Annotated in this window: 5 protein-coding genes; 3 read left to right on the top strand and 2 right to left on the bottom strand. The window is 65.8% G+C overall.

Features of this window, described 5'->3' with window-relative positions; translation table 11 throughout:
* Nucleotides 1-61 precede the first annotated feature (61 nt).
* Together ACWCPQ_RS25275 and ACWCPQ_RS25270 are read right to left on the bottom strand one after the other, a co-directional pair.
* Nucleotides 62-1,936 (bottom strand): HsdM family class I SAM-dependent methyltransferase, encoded by a 1,875-nt coding sequence (locus ACWCPQ_RS25275; protein ID WP_449903075.1) that lies wholly within the window; start codon nt 1,934-1,936, stop codon nt 62-64.
* Nucleotides 1,937-2,979: 1,043 nt separating this feature from the next.
* Nucleotides 2,980-3,777: an MmyB family transcriptional regulator gene (locus tag ACWCPQ_RS25270; protein WP_449903073.1), complete on the bottom strand. Its 798-nt coding sequence runs from the start codon at nt 3,775-3,777 to the stop codon at nt 2,980-2,982.
* A 702-nt stretch (nt 3,778-4,479) separates the two neighbouring features.
* Here ACWCPQ_RS25270 and ACWCPQ_RS25265 point away from each other — a divergent pair.
* The 3 genes from ACWCPQ_RS25265 to ACWCPQ_RS25255 are packed head-to-tail and all read left to right on the top strand — an operon-like array spanning nt 4,480 to nt 7,660.
* Nucleotides 4,480-5,280 carry a hypothetical protein gene (locus tag ACWCPQ_RS25265; RefSeq protein WP_449903071.1) on the top strand — a complete coding sequence of 267 codons (801 nt, stop codon included), beginning with the start codon at nt 4,480-4,482 and terminating at the stop codon, nt 5,278-5,280.
* Nucleotides 5,277-6,527 carry a cutinase family protein gene (locus ACWCPQ_RS25260; RefSeq protein ID WP_449903069.1) on the top strand — a complete coding sequence of 417 codons (1,251 nt, stop codon included), beginning with the start codon at nt 5,277-5,279 and terminating at the stop codon, nt 6,525-6,527. The genes ACWCPQ_RS25265 and ACWCPQ_RS25260 overlap by 4 nt, the downstream gene beginning before the upstream one ends.
* Entirely contained in the window at nt 6,524-7,660 is a 1,137-nt protein-coding gene (locus ACWCPQ_RS25255) for a lipase family protein (RefSeq protein WP_449903067.1), read from the top strand. The genes ACWCPQ_RS25260 and ACWCPQ_RS25255 overlap by 4 nt, the downstream gene beginning before the upstream one ends.
* Nucleotides 7,661-7,697 lie beyond the last annotated feature (37 nt).

Raw genomic sequence — 7,697 nt, 5'->3', positions numbered from 1 at the left:
GGTCCTCGGTCAATTCATGCCTACGTGCCACCACGACCACACATCAAATCAAACCGGCACCTCAACCGCCCAGACTTTGAGGACACTCTCTAGCGACGCGAGCGGTGGTGCGGTCGGCATCCGCCGCTTCGATCCGCCGCTCCCGCAGGTGTCGAGGCATCACCACGGGAACAGTGCCGTCGACAGAACGGTGTTCGGTCCGGAGTCGGCGGTGGGAAGGCCCGGGCTTTATCGAGCATAGTTCCTTCAATGGGATGGAGTCCTGCCGAGTACGAGTCCGGAGGATCGGACGCAGCGAAGCGAGGCGCGCGTCGTGGTTAGCGGTCGCGGTGATCCGTTGCCCGAGTGCGTCGAACTGCTCGACCGCGCGCCCAGTATCAGGGGAGTCGCCCTCCGATGCTGCGAGATAGTCGGTAGGAGCGAGCGAGTAGCCGAGCCTGCGGACGGTGACGATGTCGGTCAGGATCGCGCGTCCGCCGGCTTCCATCGAAACCACGTGGCCTTTTGTCATGGTGTGGCGCTGATGGAAGATGTCGGGAATGAGCGAGGCAGCTGTCGGGTTCAGATTCCGCCGGGGGCGTCCGCGACCGCCTCCCTGAGGCTCGGCCATCGAGCTGGCGTCGACGAAGAGGATGTCTTGCGGGATTCCTGCCGGCACCTTTAGCGCCCAGATCGAGACGCTGATATCGGTGTTCGGAAACAACTGACCCGGCAACAGGATGACGGCCTCGACCGATCCTCGTTCGATCATCTGTTGGCGAATATCGAGTTCTTGCCGGTCTTGTGAGGCGCTGGCGGTGGTGGGCATCACGATCACGGCGCGACCGTCCGGTCCGAGGCTCGACATCGTGTGCTGAACCCAGGCGTAGTTGTCGTTCTTCCGCGGTGGCTCGCCAAAGATCCAATCGTGCCTGCCCGACCGCCTACCCGGCTCGGTTCGTGCGTTAAAGGGTGGGTTCGTGAGAACATACCGCGCCTTCGGTGCATGTTCGTCCTGGTAGTCCCAGATGGTGCCCGAACTCTTGCGAGCATCGACGGTCATGCCACGCATGTTCAGGTGGAAGGCGGCGATCCCGATGTCGGTCACGCTCGGCCCTTCGCCGATCGCCATCGGGATGGCTTCGCGGACGAACCTAGAGGCGGCCGCTGCGAGTAGCTCGCCTCCCCGGACGTAGGGGTCATAGACATTGCCCGGCTCGGCCCCTGGCCCGACAAGCAACGCTCCGGCCAGGGCGGCGATCCGTGGCGGAGTGAAGAACTCGCTGCCAGATGCGCTTCTCTCCTGCGATAGCAGGTCGAGCAGATAGCGGAGCGAGTTGCTTCCCAGGGTCGAGCAGATCTCGACTATCCGTTCAAGTTCACTGCTGTTGGCGGGCTGGACGCGCCGGAACGCTGTTTCCAGCCCAGCGGGAATCGCGCGCTGGAGCATCAGCTCGTGGGTAAGCCGTTCGAGAATCTCCAGGAATTCGCCCGTGCTAGCAGGGCGGTAGAACATCTTGTCACGAATGCTGTCCGGGGTCTCGAACCGCAGCAGAAAGATCAAGCACGCCAAGAACTCCAGATAATTCGCGTGTGATCCATTGCCCCGGATCCTGGCGGCGTCGGGGCCGACGAGCTCATCGACGACCTCGCGTCCATCCTTTCTCTCGGTTGGTATGGCCTGCTTCTGGTCTGTCTCCTTCGTCTTCGGCGTCGAGACCCGGGCGAGGACGCGGGCGCCGTAGGTGAACCCGGCGGGTTCGCCATCCTTAAGTTCCTTGGGCGGGATCGGACGCCGGTCGAGCCATTTGATCGCTGCCGAGAGTCGTACATGGCGAGAGCCGGGCTCCGGTCGGGGGAAGTCGTGGTGTCGGGTCGACCACGTGGTAATGGTCGGCCGCCTGACGCCGGCCATGTCGGCGAGTCGTGCCCGTGAGACAAACTCGTCAACGAACATGGTGTCTTGCCCCTCCGTCCTGGGGTCCGTGTCTCGGACCCCTGCGACCGTAGGCCGCCAACACCAGAGAAACAACAGAGGGGTTATCAGTCTGCGGCAGACAAAAGGCAGTGCTGCGGGGGTGGAACAGCCGCCCTGAAGGTTATGAAATCAATGTTTTTGCAGCTAGGTGTCATATTTTGATCTACCTCGCCAGCATCTTCGGAATAAGCGAGCGGGAAGGTCATCAGGGAGTACTGGGAGTACTTCACGGAGACGGTCAGCCGGGGTGCTTGGTGTGCTGTGGCAGCGGTGTGCCCCTGAGTTCTCAATCCAGTCGGAGGACTCGGTCGGCGTATCCGCAGGCGTGAGACATCTGTGCCGGATGCGCCCGACCGATAGGTCCTTGGTGCCGGATGCAATACCCATCAGTAAGCGCATCAAGTACCGCCAGGAGCCTTATCGACCTGTGTCGTCAGGGCTCCGCATGACCAACTCGACGACCTCGCCAATACCTGGAGGGACGGCAGATGATCATCTCATCGACTGATCGTGTGACTGGCATGACGATGCGATGGCGAACTCGGACAACCCGGACCGGTCTGCGCAGTTCGTAATGGTCCGTGCCGATATCGCGGAGGGTGTTCTCGATCCGTTGGTCTGCGGTGCTGACCACAGTCCTCTCTCGCGGTGGTACCCGGCGTCCGGGATTTGGATCCTTGCCAGACTGATGAGCTCATGACGATCGCAATCGAGTTAACGCCGCGAGTGTCCAGGTGTCTATCTGGACACCCAGCAGTGGCCCGCTCTCCTTCACGGGACCGCCAGGGTCAGTTCCAGGTCGGGCCATGCCCGCTCGGCTATTTGCAGGCGAAAACTGTCGCAAGGGGACGGGCATCACCAGCCCCGAGGGAATCCGACGCGCGGAAACTCGGGGTGGTGTGGCCAACTGACCATTCAGTCAGGCCGGTGGGCGTTTCGGCTCGATGGCGGTACCGATGTACCTATGTTCCGCTGTGCCCGTCCGTCCCCTGCGAACAAGATGCCTGCGCCGACGATGGTCGTCAGGCGGATTCGAAAGCTCGTGGGACTGCGGTCACCAGCAGGACCTCCTGGGTTTGAGTGACCGAGGAAAGGGACAGGGTCAACGAGTAGCGTTCCCCGCTATCAGGGTGATGGCATTGCAGGGGACTGCTGGTATCTCGGCCGTAGATGACATCGATGCTGGCGTACCAGATCTCATTGAAGGCAGGGTGGTTTGCCAGCGTGGCCAAGACGGTGTGTGCTTGCTCGGTGTCGCGGTAACGGGCGAGTCCGGGCCGGATGCTCGCCACGCTGTATTGGGCTTCGTTGTGCCAGTCGAGGACGGTGGCGTGGCCCGCGGGACTGAACATCCAGGCGGGAATGCAGCCGATCTCGTACATGCCGGGCAGGGTGCGGCGCCAGGTGTGGTTGGTGGCGAGAATCTGCTTGAGCGGATCGAGGTAGGCGGCGGGAACGCTGCGCTGGTCGAGGTCGTCGAGATGCCGAACGAGCTGCGGGCTCCGGGCGATGAATTCACGCAGGTCTGGGGTGGGGGAGAGGTGGCGGGAGGGCGCGCGGAGGTCGTGTAGGTACTGCGATTGTGCGCAGTTCAGGTTGTAGCCGGTGATCATTTGTTGCAGCAGGTCGAGGCTGGGAGTGCGAGTCCCGTCTTCGATCTGGCTCAGGTAGGAGCCACTGACACCGTGACTCGAGTAGGCCCTGGCGCGGCTCCACCCGAGGTGTTCGCGGATGGCGAGCAGCGTGCTGGGTAGGTCGGGGATCCGCGCCTTGGGCGTGGGTCCAGAGTTCGGCTTGGGTCGGTGTGTGGTCGTGGCCATGCGGTTCCCCCCGAATGGTTGTGGATCGACGAGGACGGCACAGTGCTGCCGTGAATTCCGCCCCCGAGTGGACACTCACAACTATCACAATCGAAAGGTCGCGGCAACACTAAAAGTCAGTTTCTCCGACGCCGATGAGTCGGCGGTTGACTGTCGCGCAGATCGCCATGCCGCGCGCCTCAGACTCTTCTCGTGGACGCAAAATTTGTCTTGGTGCGTGTTCGTGCAGCGCAGCGCTGGTGTCCGAGTGTGAAAATCTTGCATTAACGCAATTTAGGTGTGTTGGAGCCCTTTCGTGGGCTGTTGTTTCCGGGTTTGGATAGGGGCGTCAATTCAAACACCGGAAGGAATTCGATGGATCCTTACATTGTCCTGAGCTGGGTGGATACCGGGCTTTCTGTGCTGTCGCACGGTCTGTCGGTGGCCTCGCAGCTGGCCGGCATCGTGCTGGCGTTCATCTGACCCATTCGCCAGCGCGCCCGCTCTATCGGCGCTGCTGCGGCGCCGGTAGAGCGGTTCGAGGGGAATTACTCATTTTCTTCTGATCTCTCGTTCAATCTCTTGATGAAGGGCTATCCACGCATGCCTTTTTCCAGACGTTCGATCCTTATATCCGGATTTCACCCCGACTTTTCCGCCAGGAAGTTCCTGCCCGGCGAACGCCATAGTGAATGGTATGGACCGATAGCTTCCAGCAGCCGAATGATATTAGCCGCGGCGTTGCCGTTGGCGGTGATAGTGGCGGCGACCGGGACGGCGTCTGCGGCCGATCCGTTGCTGCCCGTCGCCGACCAACCCGGCGTGACAAGCCCGGTCCAGCCGGGGACGACCGCGCCCTCGCCTCCGCCGGCTCCCGTCCCTGCTCCGGCGCCGCCGGTGTACTACGCGCAACCTCCGGAGGTTCGCACCGAGTCGGCGACGCGGCCGGCGCCCTCGGTCGAGGAACGGGTGGAGCCGGTGCGGATCGAGCAACTGCATCTACCGGCCCCGGTGCCGCCGGTCGCGCCCGTGGCTCCGCCGCCGGACACGATCCGGGTCGGACAGTGGCAGACCCCCACCCCGCCGTGGGTGCCGCCGGAGGTCCGCGACACGATCAACGGCGCTGCGGCCACGGCCGAAGCCCACATGGCGACGGCCTTGGATTCGATCGGCATCCCGGCAGGACGCTCCGACAGAGTCAGCGGGGCCACGTTGGCCGGCGTCGGTATCGGCGGCGCGATTGGCGCCAAAGCGACGGGTGCTCCTGCCGCCGCGGTCGGCGCGGTAGCCGGTGGATTGATCGGAGGCACGATCGGGGGAATCGCCGGGGCCGCCGTGGGAGCGGTGGTCGCGGTGCCGGTGATCGGCACAGTGACCTCCGGTGTCGCGGGTACGGCGATCGGTGCCGCCGCCGGTGCCGCCGCCGGCGCGGCGATCGCCGGAATACCGGCCGCCGTCGCGGGTGCAGTGGCAGGCGCAACGATCGGTGCCGGATTCGGTGCGGGTGTCGGAGTCGGACAGTGAACGGCATCGACTCGACGCTCTACCGGTCTCTCAGCGCTGTCACTGCGGTAGGGGTGTCCCTGACCGCTTCGCTCACCCTGGCCGCGACACCTGCTGTCGCCACACCTGCGCCCGTAGCGTGCCCCGGGTTACATGTCTTCGGCGTGCAGGGCACCGGCCAATCCTCACCCACTGCGGACCCCACCTCGGACGCCGGTGTGCTCGGCGCACTTCTGGCCCCGGTCATGGCAGCCGCGCCCGACCTGGTGACCCGCAGCTACATCCCCTACAGTGCAGGGTTCGGCGGCGCCGTTCCCGGCGGCGGAGCAGCCCCCTACACCGTGTCGGTGTCCGAAGCGCGCCACACCCTCGACACCGCCGTCGCGCAGCTGCACCGCGACTGCCCGGACACCTTGATCGCAGGTGTCGGGTACTCCCAAGGCGCTCAGACGATGTCCTGGTTCGCCCGCGACATCGGCGTCGGCACCGGGCCCGTCCCGGCCGACCACATTGCTGGCATCGCCCTGTACGCCAACCCCGATCGCGGCCCCGCCGCCCCCGTATTCCCCGGACGTCCCGGCCAAACGGCCCCGGACCCCGCGCCCGGTACGGCAGGCGCGGCCGTCGCCGGGGTCCGTTTCGACGCGAGGCTGGTGTCTGGTTCCGGTATCGCCGAACGGGACACCGGCTACGGCGCATTGGAAGGACGGGTCGCCGATATCTGCGTCGAGGGCGACCTCGCGTGCTCGGCACCGGATCGGGCCGCAGTACTGCGTGTAGGAGCCGAGATCGCCGCCCAAGCCGCCCTGCACGACCCACTCGCTGCAGTGAACTCACTCGGCGCGCTGCTGTCGGCAGCCCTCGGTGACACGTGGACCACCGTGCTGCTGCACGACTTCCAGCTCGCACCAGGCCGGGCCGACTATGTCCCCGAACTGCCGCTGACACAGCGCTTGATCGATGCCGCCGATCCTCGGTTGCCGGATCCGACTCCTGACGAGCACACCGCGGCCGGGATGCGCTGGAACGAGATCACGGCCGCGGTGGTCGCGAACCCGGTTGCTGTGCTGCCTGCGCTGGCGGGTCAGCTGAGCGCGGCGTGGGGGCAGTTGGTGGCCGAGAACGCGGACCTGCTGAATCCGGCGGTCTGGGCCCAGTTCGTGGGCACAGTCGCCGCGCACACCGACTACGCGGTCACCGGCCGGCTCGCCTCGGGCACGGCGTGGCTGACCGCATTGGCCCACGACATCGCGGGAGCACCCTCATGACCGAGAACCCGAGCCACGATGACTTCTTCGACGCCCCACCGCTGGGCTTCGACCCCCGGCCCGGCGGGATCCTGCGCCGCCGCCCGGTCCTCCTGCCCGACATACCCAGGGTGAGCACCGCCTGGCAGATCGTGTATGCCAGCCGCACCGGATTCGGCGCACCGATCCCCGCCTCGGCCACCGTGCTGGTGCCCGACCCCGCCGCCGCAACCGACTGCGAGCGGTTCCTGCTGTACTGCCCGATCTTTCATGGCCTCGGTGGCGGCTGCGCGCCCTCGCTCCAGCTGGCCTTCGGCACCGATCCCGAAACATCGCGGATCGCCGCAGCAGTGGCCCGCGGCTGGACCGTCGTCATTCCCGACGGTCTTGGCCTGGGAATGAACGGAATCGGCCCGCACCTGTGGCCGGCCGGCGCTGCGGCCGCGCATGCCGGGCTCGACGCAGTCCGCGCGGCAACGCAACTTCTCGACCACCAGGCAGGCGCCGCGACCGTGGCGTGGGGGTACGCCGATGGCGGCCGTGCCGCCTTGTGGACGGCAGAACTACAACCCCGGTACGCCCCGGACATCGATCTGCGGGGCGTGGTCGCGGGGGCGGTGTTCAGCGACCTGCGCCAACTCGCCCAGGACTTGGACGGGACGGCGTGCGCGGGTGTGGTGCTGGCGGCCATGGTCGGGTTGGGACGCGCGTACTCGCACCTGCCGGTCGATCACATCCTCACCCCGGAAGGCCGACTCACCTCGGGCCTGGCAGGGGAACTCGATCTGGTCAGTTTGCTGCAGCGGTTCCGCTCGCCGTTAGGGGAGTGGTGCGAGCGTCCGGACCCCTGGGCCGACCCGATGTGGCGCTACATCCTGACCAATGAACTCAGCAGCGGCGAAACCCCGCAGGTGCCGGTGCACCTCTATCACGGCACCGACGACGCCGTCATCCCCGCCGCCATGGGACGAGCCGTCGCCCAGCACTACCGCGACCTCGGTGTCGAGACCAGTTGGCAGGACTACGCGAGCGACCACACCACCACCGCCGACGCCGCGGCCGAGGATGCGCTTGACCGCGCGACCGCATTTCTCTCCCGCAGCCCTGCCGGCCCGACATCGCCCGACCACCCGGATCCCGGAACTGCTGCCTGAACCCCCTCAGCCGCCCCACACCATAGAAAGGGCAGGG

The sequence above is a fragment of the Nocardia sp. NPDC001965 genome (assembly GCF_053594175.1).
This window is presented reverse-complemented; position numbering and strand designations above follow the sequence as displayed.

Coding starts and splice junctions, on each gene's coding strand:
- ACWCPQ_RS25270 (WP_449903073.1), bottom strand. CDS start 3,777: ATGGCCACGACCACACACCGACCCAAGCCGAACTCTGGACCCACGCCC.
- ACWCPQ_RS25265 (WP_449903071.1), top strand. CDS start 4,480: ATGATATTAGCCGCGGCGTTGCCGTTGGCGGTGATAGTGGCGGCGACC.
- ACWCPQ_RS25275 (WP_449903075.1), bottom strand. CDS start 1,936: ATGTTCGTTGACGAGTTTGTCTCACGGGCACGACTCGCCGACATGGCC.
- ACWCPQ_RS25255 (WP_449903067.1), top strand. CDS start 6,524: ATGACCGAGAACCCGAGCCACGATGACTTCTTCGACGCCCCACCGCTG.